The 15842-nt window shown below is 75.6% G+C and carries 14 protein-coding genes; 8 read left to right on the top strand and 6 right to left on the bottom strand.

All coding sequences use genetic code 11. From position 1 onward, the window contains the following. Positions 1-32 precede the first annotated feature (32 nt). On the top strand, positions 33-617 hold the full coding sequence (locus U5M74_RS07195; protein ID WP_410907546.1) for a helix-turn-helix domain-containing protein: 585 nt from the start codon (positions 33-35) through the stop codon (positions 615-617). Between the two features lie 63 nt (positions 618-680). Here the strand turns inward: U5M74_RS07195 and U5M74_RS07190 are convergent, their stop codons facing one another. The 3 genes from U5M74_RS07190 to U5M74_RS07180 are packed head-to-tail and all read right to left on the bottom strand — an operon-like array spanning position 681 to position 4229. After that, on the bottom strand, positions 681-983 hold the full coding sequence (locus U5M74_RS07190; RefSeq protein ID WP_410907544.1) for a putative quinol monooxygenase: 303 nt from the start codon (positions 981-983) through the stop codon (positions 681-683). Positions 984-993: 10 nt separating this feature from the next. Beyond that, entirely contained in the window at positions 994-2685 is a 1692-nt protein-coding gene (locus tag U5M74_RS07185; protein WP_410907542.1) for a tetratricopeptide repeat protein, read from the bottom strand. After that, positions 2682-4229 carry an AAA family ATPase gene (locus U5M74_RS07180; RefSeq protein WP_410907540.1) on the bottom strand — a complete coding sequence of 516 codons (1548 nt, stop codon included), beginning with the start codon at positions 4227-4229 and terminating at the stop codon, positions 2682-2684. Before U5M74_RS07180 ends, U5M74_RS07185 begins: the two co-directional genes overlap by 4 nt. Before the next feature lie 139 nt (positions 4230-4368). On the opposite strand from U5M74_RS07180, the gene U5M74_RS07175 reads away from it, so the two are divergent. Further along, on the top strand, positions 4369-4548 hold the full coding sequence (locus tag U5M74_RS07175) for a hypothetical protein (RefSeq protein WP_410907538.1): 180 nt from the start codon (positions 4369-4371) through the stop codon (positions 4546-4548). Positions 4549-4674: 126 nt separating this feature from the next. Here U5M74_RS07175 and U5M74_RS07170 read toward each other — a convergent pair whose 3' ends face one another. Beyond that, positions 4675-5160, bottom strand: coding sequence for a DUF2000 domain-containing protein (locus U5M74_RS07170; protein WP_410907536.1), 486 nt, complete (start codon positions 5158-5160; stop codon positions 4675-4677). A 142-nt stretch (positions 5161-5302) separates the two neighbouring features. On the opposite strand from U5M74_RS07170, the gene U5M74_RS07165 reads away from it, so the two are divergent. Continuing rightward, the gene (locus U5M74_RS07165; protein ID WP_410907534.1) at positions 5303-5788 is read left to right on the top strand and encodes an Lrp/AsnC family transcriptional regulator; all 486 of its coding nucleotides are present in this window, start codon (positions 5303-5305) and stop codon (positions 5786-5788) included. Positions 5789-6180: 392 nt separating this feature from the next. After that, positions 6181-7482, top strand: coding sequence for an alkaline phosphatase (locus U5M74_RS07160; RefSeq protein ID WP_410907532.1), 1302 nt, complete (start codon positions 6181-6183; stop codon positions 7480-7482). Positions 7483-7553: 71 nt separating this feature from the next. Here U5M74_RS07160 and U5M74_RS07155 read toward each other — a convergent pair whose 3' ends face one another. Next, entirely contained in the window at positions 7554-8357 is an 804-nt protein-coding gene (locus tag U5M74_RS07155; RefSeq protein ID WP_410907530.1) for an alpha/beta fold hydrolase, read from the bottom strand. Between the two features lie 220 nt (positions 8358-8577). On the opposite strand from U5M74_RS07155, the gene U5M74_RS07150 reads away from it, so the two are divergent. Continuing rightward, complete coding sequence (locus U5M74_RS07150) at positions 8578-9333, top strand: ZIP family metal transporter (protein ID WP_410907528.1); 756 nt, start codon at positions 8578-8580, stop codon at positions 9331-9333. A gap of 129 nt (positions 9334-9462) precedes the next feature. On the opposite strand, the gene U5M74_RS07145 is transcribed toward U5M74_RS07150, so the two are convergent. Then, entirely contained in the window at positions 9463-9687 is a 225-nt protein-coding gene (locus U5M74_RS07145) for a hypothetical protein (protein ID WP_069983984.1), read from the bottom strand. A gap of 217 nt (positions 9688-9904) precedes the next feature. Between U5M74_RS07145 and U5M74_RS07140 the strand changes: the two genes are divergently transcribed. The 3 genes from U5M74_RS07140 to U5M74_RS07130 all read left to right on the top strand — a co-directional run bounded on the left by U5M74_RS07140 (position 9905) and on the right by U5M74_RS07130 (position 15694). Continuing rightward, positions 9905-12211, top strand: coding sequence for a glycoside hydrolase family 3 C-terminal domain-containing protein (locus U5M74_RS07140; protein ID WP_410907526.1), 2307 nt, complete (start codon positions 9905-9907; stop codon positions 12209-12211). 238 nt (positions 12212-12449) lie between these two features. Continuing rightward, positions 12450-13814: an MFS transporter gene (locus U5M74_RS07135; protein WP_410907524.1), complete on the top strand. Its 1365-nt coding sequence runs from the start codon at positions 12450-12452 to the stop codon at positions 13812-13814. Continuing rightward, positions 13811-15694: a glycoside hydrolase family 3 protein gene (locus U5M74_RS07130; protein WP_410907522.1), complete on the top strand. Its 1884-nt coding sequence runs from the start codon at positions 13811-13813 to the stop codon at positions 15692-15694. Before U5M74_RS07135 ends, U5M74_RS07130 begins: the two co-directional genes overlap by 4 nt. The last annotated feature ends 148 nt before the right edge of the window (positions 15695-15842 follow it).

Below are 15842 nucleotides of genomic sequence, written 5' to 3'. Positions count from 1 at the left end.
GTTGCACCACTCTACCGTGCAGAATGGTGCACATGGACGACGCCGCCCACCCCGCTGAGCCCGCCCGTCCCGCGCCGACGTCGGACGTGCTCGCCCACGTGGGCGTCAACCTCCGCCGCCACCGGGGCGCGGCCGGCCTGAGCCAGGCGGCCCTGGCCGAGCGCTCGGGGATCAGCCGCCGCACGATCATCAAGCTCGAGGCGGGCGAGGCGAACATCAGCCTCTCCGGCCTCGACCGGCTGGCCGAGGCGCTGGGCGTGACGTTCGTCGACCTCGTCGCGCCGCCCGCGGCGTCGCACACGGACCTCGACGAGGTCGCCTGGCGCGGGACCGGCGCCGGCAGCGTCGGGATCCTGCGGGCGTCCGTGCCGGCGCGACAGGAGGCGCAGCTGTGGGGCTGGACGCTGGGCCCGGGGGACCGGTACGACGCCCAGCCGGACCCCGACGGCTGGCACGAGATGGTGCTCGTCACCGAGGGGAGCCTGCGGATCGAGCGGGAGGACGGCCACGTCGACCTCGAGGCCGGCGAGCACGGCGTCTACTCCAGCGCGCAGCACTACTCCTATGTGAACACCGGCGCCGCGACGGCGCGGTTCGCCCGCGTCGTCGTGAGCTAGGGACGCGTCAGCGCGCGACCGCGGCGACGGGCCGCGCGCGCGTCCCGGCGGCCTCGGCCGGCCTCAGTCGCGCAGCGGCGACCCGACGACGTGGAAGCGGAACCCGCCGAACTGGCCGGACAGCAGGGGCCGTGCGGCGGCGATCGACGCCTGCACCTCGGGCAGTGCGAGCGACGCGCGGTGCGCCTCGACGCTCTCCCACAGCTCGACCACGTAGACGGTGTCCGGGTCGTCGTCGTTGACGCCGACCTCGTAGGCGAGGCAGCCGACCTCGCTCAGGGTGGTGCTGCGGCGGGTCAGGTGAACCACGAGCTCGTCCCGCTTGCCGGCGACGGCGCCGAGCGTCCCTACGTTCGCAAAGGTCACGGCGCACACCCTAGCCAGCGGGTGCGACGCCGGGCGCACCCGCGCCGTCGGCGTCGAGCCCGTCGAGGTCCAGCCCTTCCAGCCCCTCGAGGTCGAACCCGTCCATCTCCGGGATGTCGAGCGTGGGGTAGGACGTCGGCCCGTTCGACCGCAGCTCCTCGAGGAGCCGCCGCTGCCGGTCGGTGAGCTCCGAGCCGCTCGAGCGCGGGCTGTCGCCGGTCATCGCGTACGTCGGGTCGTCGTCGTAGCGGTTGGGCCCCACGGGCGTCGTGGCGAGCCCGCCGACGACGGCGAGCGCCGCGGCGGCGCCGACCGCGGCGAGCCCGAGGGCGCCGCCCGCGCCCGCGCGCCGGGCGGTGGCGCCGTCGTCCGACCGCAGGCGCGCGGCCGTGCGCCGCTGCACCCACACCAGCACGACGACGGCGGTGACGGTGCCGCCCGCGCCGACCGCGAGCGCGGGCAGCGCGTCGAGGCGTCCCGTGCGCAGGCCGGTGCCGAGGGCGATCAGGCTGATCACCACCGCGACCACGACGCGCTTGCGCAGCAGCGACCCGGCGAGCGCGCGCAGCCGGTCCACGCGCTGCACGCCGACGTCGCCCGGCGGGAACAGGCCGGACGCGTCGGCCGAGCGCCACAGCGACCGCAGCACCAGCCCGCTGCCGACGGCGCCGACCAGCTCCGTCGCGGTGAGCGCGACGAGCAGCCAGCGCACGGCCACGGGGTCGCGCACGAAGAGCAGCGCGACGGCGACCGCCACGACGCCCGCCCAGGCGGCGCCCACGAGGACGGGGCGCAGCCGCGGGCGGCGGCCGTACGTCGCGTTGCGGCGCGCGTAGCCGGGCGGCATCCGGCGCATCACCGCGACCGCCTGCCGGGCGCCCGTCACCAGCCGCAGCAGGCACAGGGTGCTGACCAGGGCGACCACGAGCGACCAGCCGTCCGACATCGCCAGCGCCACGGCCCACGCCAGCACGACACCGGCCCACACCGGCGAGTCGGCGATCCGCAGCAGCTGCTGCCACGCGTTGACGTGCAGCCAGTAGGCGGCCTCGGTGTGCGCGGGGTTGGCGGCCAGCAGGTCGCCCAGGCCGCTCGCCCGCGCGGCGTCGTCCGGCCGCAGCTGGGCCTCGGCGTACCGCAGCCCCTCGTGCTCCGGCGCGACCCGCAGGCCCTGCAGCACCGCCCGCAGCGCCGCCGCGCCGTCGCCGAGCCGCATCTGCAGGCGGGCGCACTCCAGCAGCACGTCCGGGTCCTCCGGCGCCAGCTCGAGCGCCGCACCGATGCGCTCGCGGACCAGCGCCTTGTCCTTGCGCCGCGGCCTGGCGTCGACGACGACGTCGGCGAGCTGCAGGTGGTAGACCGGCTCGGACGGGGCGAGCTCGAGCGCCGCGTCGATGCTCGCGCGGGCGCCGTCGAGGTCGCCGGTCTCCTGGCGGGCCCGCGACAGCAGGTACAGCGGCCCGGGCAGCTCGGGCGCCGCGGCCACGACCACCTCGAGGATCTCCCGCGCCTCGCGCGACCGGCCGGTCTGCAGGCGCAGGGACGCCGCGGTGATCAGCAGGTAGCCGCTGTCGGGCTCCTGGCCCAGCGCCTCGTCGACCAGCTCGACGGCACGCTCCACGCGGCCGGCCTCGGCGAGCAGCTGGGCGCGCCGCACGACCCCCTCGACGTCGACGGCGGTGCCGCCGGCGGGGGCGCTCACAGCATGTGGCGGCTGCGCAGGTAGGCCGCCAGGTCGTCGTACTGGCCGTCGTGGTTGGCGAACTGCACCACGTTGCGGGCCGACTGCAGCCACGCCGTGGTGGACGGGCGCACGTCGCGCAGCGCGCCGCGCAGGTCGGCCATGGTGATGGCGCGGACCTCGCCGGTGGCGATCGAGTCCATCATCGCCTTCTCGGCCGCCGACGCCGCCAGGTGCTGCAGGTCGGCGCCGGAGAACCCGTCGGTCTGCGCGACGAGCTCGCCCAGGTCGATCCCGGCCAGCGGCCGGCCGCGCAGGTGGTGGCGCAGGATCGCCTCGCGCGCCGGCGCGTCCGGCGGCAGCACGAGCACCACGCGGTCGAACCGGCCCGGGCGCAGCAGCGCCGTGTCCACGTCCCACGGGTGGTTGGTGGCGCCGAGCACGAAGAGCCCGTCGTTGTCGGCGCCGATGCCGTCCATCTCCTGCAGCAGCTGGTTGACCACCGTGCGCATGCCGCCCGAGCCCGAGTACTGCGACCGCTTGCCGCCGATCGCGTCGACCTCGTCGAGGAACAGCACCGCGGGCGCGAGCCGGCGCGCCCGCTGGAACAGCGCGCGCAGGTTCTGCTCGCTCTCGCCGAGGTAGCGGTCGAGGACGTCGGCCAGCGTCACGGTGAGGAACCGGGCGCCGAGCTCGCCGGCGACGGCGCGGGCGAGGTAGGTCTTGCCCGTGCCGGGCGGGCCGTAGAGCAGCAGGCCGCCGCGCAGCGACTTGCCGAACGCCTTGGCGATCGCCGGGTTGCGCATCGGCTCCAGGAACGCCTCGCGGATGCGCTGCTTCACCGGCTCCAGGCCACCGACGTCGTCGAGCGTCACCGTCTCGTGCGACACGTCGAGCAGGTCGGCGCCGTCGTCGGGCGCGTCGGCGCGGGCCGGGACCAGGCCGGGGGCGTCGCCGGAGCCGGTGCCGTCGCCCGTGCTCGGCCCGTCGCCCGCGTCGTCGGGCGCGACGAAGGGCGGCGGCACGTCGACGCCGACCTCCGCCTCGAGCGCCGCCCAGTCGACGGCGGACTCGTCGGGCTCGGCGGTCTTCTCCGGCTCGACGGGCTCGGCGGGTTGAGCGGGCTCGGCGGGCACGACCGGCTCGTCGGGCGCCGCCGGCGCCTCGATGGTGGCGAAGGGGTCGAGCGGCTCGGCGATCTCCGTGGCCTCGAGCGGCTCGGCCACCTCGGCGAGCTCGGTGAGCTCGGTGAGCTCGGTGAGCGCCGCCGGGTCGGCGGGCTCGGGAGCCGTCGTGGGCGCCGTCGTGGGCGCCGTCGTGGGCGTCGCCGTCGGGAGCGGGCCCGACGCCGTGACCGCGCCGGCCTGCAGCGACGTCGTCGCCCGGGTGAGCAGCGAGAGCGCGTCGCCGTCGGTGGGGGCCAGGCGCAGCGCGGCGCTCGCCTGCTCGACCGCCTCGACGTGACGGCCGGCGTCGTGCAGCAGGCTGCCGTAGTGGACGCGCAGCGGAGCGCTGTCCGGGGCGGCCGCCACGGCGGCGGCCAGGGCGGCCAGGACGTCGGTCATGCGGGGCTCCGGGTGCTCGGATCGGCGGGCTCGCCCCCAGTGTGTCATCGGTGGGGGGTCTGTCGCCCGGGCATACAGGGCGGATACCCTGCACCCGGATCGCAGCGTGCGTGGGGGCCGCTGCGTCCGTCACGTCGAGATGGGGACCGACCGTGCCGAGCACGTCCACCAGCGCCGTCGAGGTGCTTCCGCCGTCGTGCTCGGCCTGGCCCAGACCGGCGTGATGGTCGGCAGCATCATCGGCGCGGCAGCCCTGCTGCTGCTCCTGGGCCTGCTGGCCGTGCGCGTCGCCCGACGCCGCGCCGGCACGAACAGCTGACGGCAGACGGCCGGCCTCCCACCCGGGAGGCCGGCCGCCAGGCGGCCCTGACGGGTAGCTGACGAGGCCCCGCCCACGACTCGAGAAGAGGGTCGTGGGCGGGGCCTCGTCGCGTCGGGACCCGGGTCAGGACATCAGCGGCAGCCGGCCGACGATCTTGTCGACCCGGTTCCGCGGGCCCACCAGGCTGACGGCGTACGCCGGCAGGTCGTCCGCGCCGGCGGCCGCCACCGCGCCGAGGTACTCGTCGTAGACGCGGGTGTGCTGGGCGGCGGCCGGCATGTCGGCCACGTACACGCCGAGCGACGCGGTCGCCCTGGCCCGGATGGCGGCGAGCTGGTCGGCCGGCGCCACGAGCACCGTGCAGCCGCTCCATGGCAGGCCGGGGTGGACGGTGCCGTCGGCGTCGACGGCGTCGGGGCCGCGCAGCCCGCGCACGTCGGTGGCGGTCGCCGCGGCGACGCAGATCGCCGCGTTGGCGGCGCGCCCCGGCGGGAGCGACTCGTCGACGACCACCACCCACTTGAGGCGAGCGGAACGCGTGGGCTCGGACGTGCGGATCTCGTCGGGCTCGAACCCGACGGCGGCAGGCGTGCTGACGGGAGTGCTCATGCGGCGAGCGTAGGGACGCGGACGTGCTTCGTCCGGTGCTGGCGAACCATCGACGCCATCCGCTCCCCAGCGGCATGGATCGGCGACCGACATACGGGCAGACGCCGCTTCGGCCGTCGGAACGACGGATACGCTCGGGCGCATGGTGGAGCTCGACGCCCTCGACCTGGCGATCCTGCGAGAGCTGCAGAAAGACGCGCGCCGGACGAACCGCGACGTCGCCGCCGCCGTGGGCGTGGCGCCCACCACGGCGCTGGACCGCACCCGCGCCCTGCGCGAGCGAGGCGTCATCCGGGGAGCGCGCCTCGAGGTCGACCTGCCCGCGCTCGGCCGGCCGGTGCAGGCGCTCGTCGCCGTGCGGATCCGTCCGCCGTCGCGGGCCAACATCGAGGGGTTCCGCACCTGGGCGGCGGCCCTGCCGGAGACGCTCGGGCTGTTCGTCACCAGCGGCACTGAGGACTTCCTGGTGCACGTGGCCGTGCCGGACAACGACGCCCTCTACTCGTTCGTCATCGACCGGCTCACCGAGCGGCGCGAGGTCGCCGACGTGCGCACCTCCGTCGTCTACGAGCACCTCCAGGCCCGCTCCGTCGAGCCACCGGCACCCGTGCGGCGGCGCCGCGGCTGACCCGGGCGGCCGGGGGCGCCACCGAGGAACACCCGGGAACATCTCGCGGGGGCGTTCGGTTGCAGCAGGTGTCGCACCGGTCACGACCCCCGGGCTTCACCCTCAGCCGCTCCGAGCGGCCACGCGCCGAGAGGCGTCTACCGGTGCGGCAGACGTGACGGGCGGCCAGCCTCGCTGGCCGCCCGTTCGTCGTCCCCGGGCGGTGCGTCGGCACACCGGGGCCGCGGACCCCATGGAGCCGGCGAGGCCGCCGGCATGCCGGCGGACCCGGACGGCCGTACGGTGCTGTGGCCGACGACGTCGTCGGCCGAGCGCTCGACGAGGGTGCCGGGCGCGGTGCGCACGGGCCCCGCAGGGAGCCTCCCGCGGGGTGCGACCGTCGAGGAGGAGTCATGGGCGCACGACAGGCACTGCGCAGGACCGGCGCGGCGGGTCTCGCCGCAGCCGCGGTGGTCGGGACGGCGGCGCTGCTGCCGCTCGACGGCGGACGCGGGGGAGGGGGCGGCCACGGCCACGGGCACGGCGCGTCCGAGCGGGCCCGCAACGTCATCTTCATCCAGGGCGACGGGCTGGGGCTGTCCCAGCGGGAGCTGATCCGGCTCGCGACCGTGGGGCGCGAGGGGCAGCTCGCCATGGATTCCCTGGAGCACGCGGGCTGGGCGTACACCGACCCGGCCGACCCGGAGGAGGCGGTCACCGACTCCGCGGCGGGCGCCACCGCCTTCGCCAGCGGCGTGCGGACGTACAACGGCGCCGTCGGCGTCGACGTCGACGGCGAGCCCGTGCCGACGCTGCTGGAGGAGGCCCGCAAGGCCGGCAAGGCGACCGGCCTGGTCACCACGGCCCAGGTCACCGACGCCACCCCCGGCGCGTTCGGCGCCCACGTGCCCGACCGGGGTGACCAGAGCGAGATCGCGCGGCAGTTCCTGGAGTCGTCGAAGCCGGACGTCATCCTGGGCGGCGGCGAGGACTGGTGGTACCCCGCCGGGAACCCGGGCCGCTGGCCCGACGCGCCCGCGACCGACCCCACCGAGGCCAGCAAGGGCACCGAGGGCAACCTCGTCCGTCAGGCGCAGCGGCAGGGGTACACCTACGTCAGCACCGCCGAGGAGCTGGCCGACGCCCGCTCGCGCGGCAAGCTGCTCGGCCTGTTCGCCAACGAGGAGATGTTCGAGCAGCGCAACGAGGGTGACGGCGACATCTACGACCCGGAGGTGCCGCTCGTCGACATGACCGCCAAGGCGCTCGAGGTGCTGTCCCACGACCGCGACGGCTTCTTCCTGCTGGTCGAGGAGGAGGCGGTGGACGAGTTCGCGCACCGCAGCAACGCGACGCGGACCATCCAGTCCGGGCAGGCGCTCGACGAGACGGTGCGGCTCGCCCTCGAGTTCCAGGAGCGCAACCCGCGCACCCTCGTCCTGGTCGTCGGCGACCACGCCACCGGCGGCCTGGCGATCGAGAACGTCGACGACACCGACGAGTCCGGGCAGGACACGACCACCGAGGACGGCCCGTACGACATCCCCGGCACGGACCTGCAGTTCACCGTCGACTGGACCACCGGTGGCCACTCGGGCGACGCGACGCCCGTCACGGCGCAGGGGCCCGGCGCCGCCGGCCTCGCTGGTGCCCAGCGAAACATCGACGTCCACGACGCCGTCCGGTCCGCGATGCTCGGCCGCGGGCGCGGCTGAGGTCCTGGTCCCCGCGGTCGCACCGCGTCCGCGGGCAGCCGTGGGGACAGTGGCGCCGGCGCGACCCTGGCTCACCCGAGCGGGGGCCGCGCCGGCGCTGCCGCGTGGTCGTCGGGCCGGCCGTCGAGGAAGCCCAGGACGTCGGGGCCGTAACGCCGGTGGCCCTCGACGCCCGCGTGCCCCGTGCGGGGGTAGACGACGAGCCGAGCCTCGGGCAGCCCGGCCGCGGTCGCCGCGAAGAGCTCCGGGCCGTAGCAGCCGTCGGAGTCGCCGGCGACCACCAGGACGGGAGCGGTGACCTCCGGCAGCCGGTCGGTGAGGTCGAAGGCGTCCTCGGCGCCGATGGTCGCGACCAGGTCGGCGCGGCCGTGGCGGAACAGCAGCGGGCCGAGCAGCCGGCCGGCGGCGGTCCACAGCGGGTCGGTGAGCGGGGTGCCGAGCTGGCTCCCCATCGCCGCGCCCGCCGCGTGGGGCCGCCCCGCCGCGAGCGCCTCGGCGACCCGGCGCTGCGACGCGCGCCCGCCGGGCCCCAGGCGTGCGGCCGCCGAGACGAGGACGAGCCGCCGCACGAGCCGGGGGTGGTCCGCGGCGAGCTGCAGCGCGATGCTGCCGCCGGTGGAGCTGCCGACGACGTCGACCGGGCCGTCGTGGCGGCGGGCGATGCCGTCGGCGTAGTCGGCCGCCAGGTCGGCGATCGTCACGCCCGGCCGCAGGCCGGCCCGGCGGTCGACCCACCACACGTCCCGTGCGCCGGCGAGCGGGCGCAGCGAGCCCAGGATCATGCGCTGCCCGAGCCGGGTCGGCGGCTGGGCGTGGCTCTCCAGCCCGGGCAGCACGAGCACGGGTTCCGCGTCGTCGCGCGGGCCCGTGCGCACATACCGCATCCCCGGTGCCCACGTGCCCGTCTCCACCCGCGCGCCTGGCGCCATGCCTCGGCCTCTCTCCACCGACGGGGGACCTGCGCGCCGGTGCTCGGACGGCGGCCGGGGCGGGCGCTCCGGCCACGCTCAACGCTGCCGGACGAACGTCGGGCGCGCAGCCGGAGCCCGGTCCCGGCGCGTGCGTGCCCCGCCGCCGGGCCCCACGGTGGTGCCCATGTCGACGTGGTGGGAGGCCGGGGCGTGGGGTCTGCTCGGGGGCGCGGCCCTCGTGGTGGGGGCCGCGATCGCGTGGTTCGTGTCGGTGCCGCAGCGGGTCAGCGCGAGCATCATGGCGTTCGGGGCCGGCGTGCTGATCTCGGCGCTCGCGTACGACCTGACGCTCGAGGCGCAGGAGACCGGCGGCACGGTGGCCACGGTGGTCGGCGTGCTCGGCGGCGCCGCCGCGTACGCCGGGGCGAACGCCCTGGTGTCCCGCTTCGGCGGGCGGCACCGCAAGCGGTCGGGCGGGCAGCAGCCCACCGAGGCGGACAGCCAGGGCAGCGGCGCGGCGATCGCCATCGGCTCGCTGCTCGACGGCATCCCGGAGTCGGTGGTGCTCGGCGTGAGTCTCGTGACCGGCGGCGGCGTGAGCACCACGCTCATCGCGGCGATCTTCATCTCCAACGTGCCCGAGGGCCTCTCGAGCGTCGTCGGCATGAAGCGGGCCGGGCGCAGCGCGGGCTACGTCTTCGGGGTCTGGGGCGCGATCGCCGTCGCCTGCGCGGCGTCGGCCGCGGCCGGCTTCCTGCTGGCGGGCGTGGCGCCGCCGCTGGCGGTCGCGGTCGTCACGGCGGTGGCGGCCGGCGCGATCCTCGCGATGGTCGCCGACACGATGATCCCCGAGGCGTTCGAGCGGGCGCACCTGATGACCGGCCTCATCACCGCCGTCGGGTTCCTCGTCGCCTTCGCGCTGAGCCAGGCGGGCGCCTGACACCGGCCAAGGACGCCGACGGCTGGAGAAGCGGGACGAAACAGCGGTGGTTACGTCCCGCTTCTCCAGCCGTCGGCCGTCGGGGGGAGCGAGCCCGGGGCGTCGCTGCCCGGGCATCGCTGCCCGGGCTCAGCCCTCCTTGTCCTGCTCCTCGAGGCGCAGCGCCGTGCCGATCGCGAAGAACGTGGGCGCCCACTCCCCGACGAACAGGCCCCAGCGGTCGGACTGCGCGCGCGAGTCGGTGGGCTTGCCGCGGGACACGAGCCACGAGACCCAGGTGAACGCCACGGAGGCGAACCCGGCCATGTAGGCGTACTCGGACTTGACGCCCATCTCCGAGAGCTTCTTGATCACGATGGTGCCCTTCCGTCGTGGTGGATCCGGTGTGGTCCACGTCACCACGCGGGCGCGACCCCCGCACCTGGCGAGGCTCGGAGCCGTCCTCCGGACCCCTTGCACCGACCGGTCGGTAGGCGATCGCCGCGCCGTGCGGTAGTTTGACACCTACCGCACGGTAGGGATTTGTCCCCGCCCGCGGCAGCCCCATCCTTCGACGACGAGGAGCGTCCCCATGACCACCACCGACGCGGCTCCGGCGACCGCCCCGGGCAAGCCCTTCGACACCGAGCGCGTGCTCGCCGAGCTCACCCTCGAGGAGAAGGCCTCGCTGCTCTCGGGCGTCGACTTCTGGCACACCCAGCCGGTCGAGCGCGACGGCGAGACGCTCGTGCCGAGCGTCATGGTCACCGACGGCCCGCACGGCCTGCGCAAGCAGGCGGAGTCCGCCGACCACCTGGGCATCGGCAACTCCGTGCCCGCGACCTGCTTCCCCACCGCCGCGGCCCTCGGCTCCACCTGGGACGCCGCGCTGCTGCGCCGCGTCGGCGAGGCCCTCGGCCGCGAGACCCGCGCCAACGACGTCGCCGTGCTGCTCGGCCCGGGCGTCAACATCAAGCGGTCCCCGCTGTGCGGGCGCAACTTCGAGTACCTGTCGGAGGACCCGCTGGTGGCCGGCGAGCTCGGCGCCGCCCTCGTGCAGGGCATCCAGTCGCAGGGCGTGGGCACGTCGCTCAAGCACTACGCGGCCAACAACCAGGAGGCCGACCGCATGCGCGTGTCGGCCGACGTCGACGAGCGCACGCTGCGCGAGATCTACCTGCCGGCCTTCGAGCGCGTCGTGAAGCAGGCGCAGCCGTGGACCGTCATGTGCTCGTACAACAAGGTCAACGACGTGTACGCCTCGCAGAACCACTGGCTGCTCACCGAGGTGCTGCGTGACGAGTGGGGCTTCGAGGGCCTGGTCGTCTCCGACTGGGGCGCCGTGCGCGACCGTGTCGCCGCCGTGGCCGCCGGCCTCGACCTGGAGATGCCGTCCAGCGGCGGGCGCACCGACGCCCAGGTGGTCGCCGCCGTGCGCGAGGGCCGCCTCGACGAGGCCGACGTCGACGCCGCCGTGCGCAACGTGCTGCACCTCGTCTCGCGCGCGCAGCCGGCGCTCGCCGAGCCGGGCACCGTCGACGCCGCCGAGCACCACGCGCTGGCCCGCGAGGCCGCCGCCGCGGGCACGGTGCTGCTCAAGAACGACGCCGTGGACGGCGCCCCGCTGCTGCCGCTGGCCGACGGCGAGGGCCTGGTCGTCGTGGGCGAGCTCGCCCGCACGCCGCGCTACCAGGGCGCCGGCTCGTCGCAGGTGAACCCGACGCAGCTCGACGACGCGCTCACCGCGCTGCGCGCCGCCACCGGCGCCGAGGTGCCGTTCGCCGCCGGCTACGCCGTCGACGGCAAGGACGCCGGCTCCGGCACCGACGCGGAGGCGCTGCGCGCCGAGGCGGTCGAGGTGGCCAAGGCGGCCCGCACCGTCGTCGTACACCTGGGGCTGCCCGCGTCGTACGAGTCCGAGGGCTACGACCGCGAGCACATGGACCTGCCCGCCGACCAGGTCGCGCTGCTCGAGGCCGTCGCCGCGGTGAACCCGCGCGTCGTCGTCGTGCTGTCCAACGGCTCGGCCGTCACGGTGGCCCCCTGGCAGGGCCTCGCCCCGGCGATCGTCGAGGGCTGGCTCGGCGGCCAGGCCTCCGGCGGCGCCGTCGCCGACGTGCTGCTCGGCGCGGTCAACCCGTCGGGCCGCCTCGCCGAGACCCTCCCGGTGCGCCTCGAGGACAACCCGTCCTACGGCAACTTCCCGGGCGAGCTCGGCCACGTGCGCTACGGCGAGGGCATCTTCGTCGGGTACCGCTGGTACGACGCCCGCGGCATCGACGTGTCGTTCCCCTTCGGCCACGGCCTGTCGTACACGACGTTCGCGTACGGCGACGTCTCCGCCGAGGTGACCGGCTCGGGCGCCGAGGCGGGCGTGCGCGTCACCGTGCGCGTCACCAACACGGGCGACCGCGCCGGCGCCGAGGTGGTCCAGGTCTACGTGGCCGACCCGCAGTCGCAGGTGCAGCGCCCCGAGCGCGAGCTCAAGGCGTTCGCCAAGGTGGCGCTCGAGCCGGGCGAGTCGCGCGACGTCGTCCTCGACCTGGACGCCCGCGCCCTGTCCTACTGGCACCCGGTGCTGCGCCGCTGGGTCGTCGAGGGCGGCGAGTTCGTCGTGGCCGTCGGCGCGTCCTCGCGCGACCTGCGCGGCGCCGTGACCGTCGAGGTCGAGGGCGAGGACGTGCGCCTGCCGCTGCACGAGCTGTCCACCGTGACCGAGGCGCTGGCCGACCCGCGCGTCGGCGAGCAGCTGCGCGAGGTCGTCTACGGCAGCGGCGCCTTCGCCGAGGACCTGCTCGCCATGGTGGGCGACATGCCGCTCGCCGTCATCGCCGACTTCGGCATGGCGGGCTTCGACCGCGCCCGGCTCGGCGAGCTCCTGGCGGCCGCGAACGCCTGAGCGCACCCGGCGGGCCGTGCGCCCGCACCGGCCCGAGGCCCCGTCCCGCGTCCTGCGGGGCGGGGCCTCGCCGCGTCCGCAGCCTGGTTCGCCCGCATCGACGCAGGTAAGAGGCCATGGCGGCCAAGCCTTACCGGGTGGTAGCGTTTGGGTCCTACCAGTTGGTAGGGGTTCGGTGACCACGCCGAGCCGTGTGTCGGTCATCGGGGCGCCGTAGCCCCGGACGAAGGAGTCACCCATGGCATCGCTCACGCCGCAGCCCGCGGCCGCCGACGTCACGTCGGACGCCGGGATCGCCACCCCGCTGGACGCCGTCCGGCCCGCGTCGGGGAGCGGGGCGCCCGCGCCCGTCGCCGGCCGCTCCGGCACCGCTCTGGTCGTGGCGTACGTCGCCGCCTACTTCGCGCTGTACATCGCGCTGATCACGCCGGTGCTGAGCACGCTCGCCCTGCGCGTCAGCGCGCTGTCGACGCCCGACACGCGCGCCAGCAACCTCGCTCTCGTCACCGGCGTCGGGGCGTTCTTCGCCTTCGTGGCCAACCCGCTCGCCGGCGCGCTGTCCGACCGCACGACGTCGCGCCTGGGCATGCGCCGCCCGTGGCTGCTGTGGGGCGTGCTGCTGGGCACCGTGGGCCTGCTGCTCATCGCGATCGCGCCGAACATCGGCGTCGTGGTCGTCGGCTGGGCCATCGCCCAGACCGCCTTCAACGGCACCCAGGCCGCCCTGCAGGCCGTGCTGCCCGACCAGGTCGACGAGCGCCAGCGCGCCCGCGTCTCCGGCTGGCTGGGCATCGCCCAGAACCTCGCCCCGCTCGTCGGCGTCGCGATCGCCAGCGCGCTCACCTCGGCCGGCGTGGCCGACTTCTGGATGATCATGCTGCCCACCGCGATCGCCATCGTGGGCGTGCTCGCCCTGGTCGCCGTCCTCAAGGACCGCCGCCTGAGCAAGGCCGAGGCCGGCAGCTTCCACCTGTGGCAGTTCGTCAAGGGCTTCTGGGTCTCCCCGCGCAAGCACCCCGACTTCGCCTGGGCCTTCGTCGGCCGCTTCATGATGCTGTTCGCCTTCGCGCTGTTCAGCAACTACCAGGTCTACTACTTCCAGGACCGCTTCGGGTTCGACGCCCCCACCGCGCTGAGCTGGCAGCTGCGCCTCATGGTCGTGCAGGCCCTCGTGCTGCTCGTCGCGGCGTCCGCCGGCGGTGCCGTCTCCGACCGCACCGGCCGCCGCAAGGTGTTCGTCATCGTCTCCACGGTGCTGGCCGGTGCCGGCCTGCTGGTGTTCGCCTTCGCCGGCACGCCGAACCTGCTCTACGTCGGCTCGGGCCTGTTCGGCGCCGGCCTGGGCGCGTACTTCGCCGTCGACCTGGCCCTGGTCACCGACGTGCTGCCGAACCGCGAGACCGAGGCCGCCAAGAACATGGGCGTGTTCAACATCGCCAACGCCCTGCCGCAGTCGCTGGCCCCGGCCTGCGCCCCGCTGCTCCTGGCCCTGGGCGCCGCCGCCGGCGACAACGGCAACAACTACGCGGCCATGTTCACCGTCGGCGCCGTCGTGGCGATCGTCGGCGCCGCGAGCACGATGTTCATCAAGGGGGCCCGGTGACCACCACCGGCGTGACCACCGGCGCGGCCGCACCCGTCGCGGCCGTGCCGGCCGACGCCCCCTACCGCGACCCGTCGCTCCCCGTCGCCGAGCGCGTGGCGGACCTGCTCGGCCGCATGACGCTCGAGGAGAAGGCCGGCCAGCTCTTCCAGACCATGGTGGAGATCGGCCCCGGCGGCGAGCTCGCCGAGGGCGGCTCGCCGATGGGCGTGGAGGCCACCAGCAGCATGGTGGTGGGCAAGCACATGACCCACCTCAACGTGCTCGCCGCCCCGCGCACGGCCCGCGAGTTCGCCGCGTGGCACAACCGCCTGCAGCGGCTCGCGGCGTCGACCCGCCTGGGCATCCCGGTCACCGTCTCGACCGACCCGCGCAACGCCTTCACGGACAACCCCGGCACGGCGCTGCTCTCGGGTCCGTTCTCGCAGTGGCCCGAGACGCTCGGCCTGGCGGCGACCCGCGACGAGCGCCTGGTCGAGGAGCACGCGGACGCCGCCCGGCAGGAGTACCTCGCCGTCGGCATCCGCACCGCGCTGCACCCGCAGGTGGACCTCGCCACCGAGCCGCGCTGGGCGCGCGGCAGCGGCACCTTCGGGGAGGACGCCGCCCTCACCGCCCGCCTCGGCGCGGCCTACGTGCACGGGTTCCAGGCCACCGGCGAGGTGGCCCGGGCCCGGGGCCTCGACGGCGGCTTCGGCGCCGAGTCGGTGTCCACCATGACCAAGCACTTCCCGGGCGGCGGGCCGCAGCAGGACGGCGAGGACCCGCACTTCCCGTACGGGCGCGAGCAGGTCTACCCGGGCGGGGCGTTCGACACCCACCTCGAGCCGTTCCCGGCGCTCATCGCGGCCGGGACGCGGCAGATGATGCCGTACTACGGCATGCCCGTGGGCCTCGAGGTGGACCTCGGCGACGGCCCGGAGCCGATCGAGGAGGTCGGGTTCGGGTTCAACAAGCAGGTCCTCACCCGCCTGCTGCGCGAGCGGCTCGGGTTCGACGGGATCGTCTGCACCGACTGGGGCCTGGTCACCGACGCTGAGATGTTCGGCCGGCCGTTCCCCGCGCGGGCCTGGGGCGTGGAGCACCTGACCCCGCTGGAGCGCGTCGAGAAGATCCTCGACGCCGGCGCCGACCAGCTCGGCGGCGAGGCGTGCCCCGAGCTGGTGGTGGAGCTGGTCCGCGCCGGCCGGGTGAGCGAGGAGCGCCTGGACGTCTCCGTGCGCCGCCTGCTCACCGAGAAGCTCGTGCTCGGGCTCTTCGACGAGCGCCGGTACGTGGACGAGGACGCCGCCGAGCGCGTCGTCGGCCACCCCGACCTCGTGGCCACCGGGCGCCGGGCGCAGTCCCGCTCGGTCACCGTGCTGCAGAACGCCGCCGACGGCGCGGCCCGGCTGCCGCTCGCGGCGGGGCTGCGGATCTACGCGGAGGGCCTGGCCGACGGCGAGACCGCCGGCCACGGGGTCGCCCTGGTCGCCACGCCGGAGGAGGCCGACGTCGCGCTGCTGCGCCTCAAGGCGCCGTTCGAGGAGCGCGGGCCGGGCTTCGAGAGCTTCTTCCACGCCGGGTCGCTCGAGTTCCCGGCCGACGTCGTGGCGCACGTGCGCGACGTCGCAGGGCGGGTGCCCGCGGTCGTCGACGTCTACCTCGACCGCCCGGCGATCCTCGCCCCGGTCGTCGAGGCCGCCGCGACCGTCGTGGTGAACTTCGGCGCCGGCCTGCCGGCGCTGCTCGACGCCCTCACCGGCACCGTGCCGCCCGAGGGGCGCCTGCCGTTCGACCTGCCGCGGTCGATGGCCGCCGTCGAGGCGTCGCGCGAGGACGTCCCGTTCGACACCGCCGACCCGCTGTTCCGGTTCGGCGACGGGCTCGCGATCGCCTGACCTGCCTCGTCGTGGGTGCGAGACACGCCGGCGGATCCTCGGAGCCGCCGGCGTGTCCTGGACCTACGACATCTGGGCATCCGGGTGGCGCCCAGGCGCCGTCCAGGAACGTACCGGGAGAAACCGTGCGCACGGTAGGATTTGCTGT

This window comes from Puerhibacterium sp. TATVAM-FAB25, assembly GCF_046535855.1.
Lineage (GTDB): Bacteria > Actinomycetota > Actinomycetes > Actinomycetales > Cellulomonadaceae > Puerhibacterium > Puerhibacterium variabilis_A.
This window is presented reverse-complemented; position numbering and strand designations above follow the sequence as displayed.

What these genes read in the sequence shown, in the direction of transcription:
- U5M74_RS07195 (WP_410907546.1), top strand. Translation starts at nt 33, where the DNA reads ATGGACGACGCCGCCCACCCCGCTGAGCCCGCCCGTCCCGCGCCGACG.
- U5M74_RS07180 (WP_410907540.1), bottom strand. Translation starts at nt 4,229, where the DNA reads ATGACCGACGTCCTGGCCGCCCTGGCCGCCGCCGTGGCGGCCGCCCCG.
- U5M74_RS07175 (WP_410907538.1), top strand. Translation starts at nt 4,369, where the DNA reads ATGGGGACCGACCGTGCCGAGCACGTCCACCAGCGCCGTCGAGGTGCT.
- U5M74_RS07170 (WP_410907536.1), bottom strand. Translation starts at nt 5,160, where the DNA reads ATGAGCACTCCCGTCAGCACGCCTGCCGCCGTCGGGTTCGAGCCCGAC.
- U5M74_RS07165 (WP_410907534.1), top strand. Translation starts at nt 5,303, where the DNA reads ATGGTGGAGCTCGACGCCCTCGACCTGGCGATCCTGCGAGAGCTGCAG.
- U5M74_RS07160 (WP_410907532.1), top strand. Translation starts at nt 6,181, where the DNA reads ATGGGCGCACGACAGGCACTGCGCAGGACCGGCGCGGCGGGTCTCGCC.
- U5M74_RS07150 (WP_410907528.1), top strand. Translation starts at nt 8,578, where the DNA reads ATGTCGACGTGGTGGGAGGCCGGGGCGTGGGGTCTGCTCGGGGGCGCG.
- U5M74_RS07140 (WP_410907526.1), top strand. Translation starts at nt 9,905, where the DNA reads ATGACCACCACCGACGCGGCTCCGGCGACCGCCCCGGGCAAGCCCTTC.
- U5M74_RS07135 (WP_410907524.1), top strand. Translation starts at nt 12,450, where the DNA reads ATGGCATCGCTCACGCCGCAGCCCGCGGCCGCCGACGTCACGTCGGAC.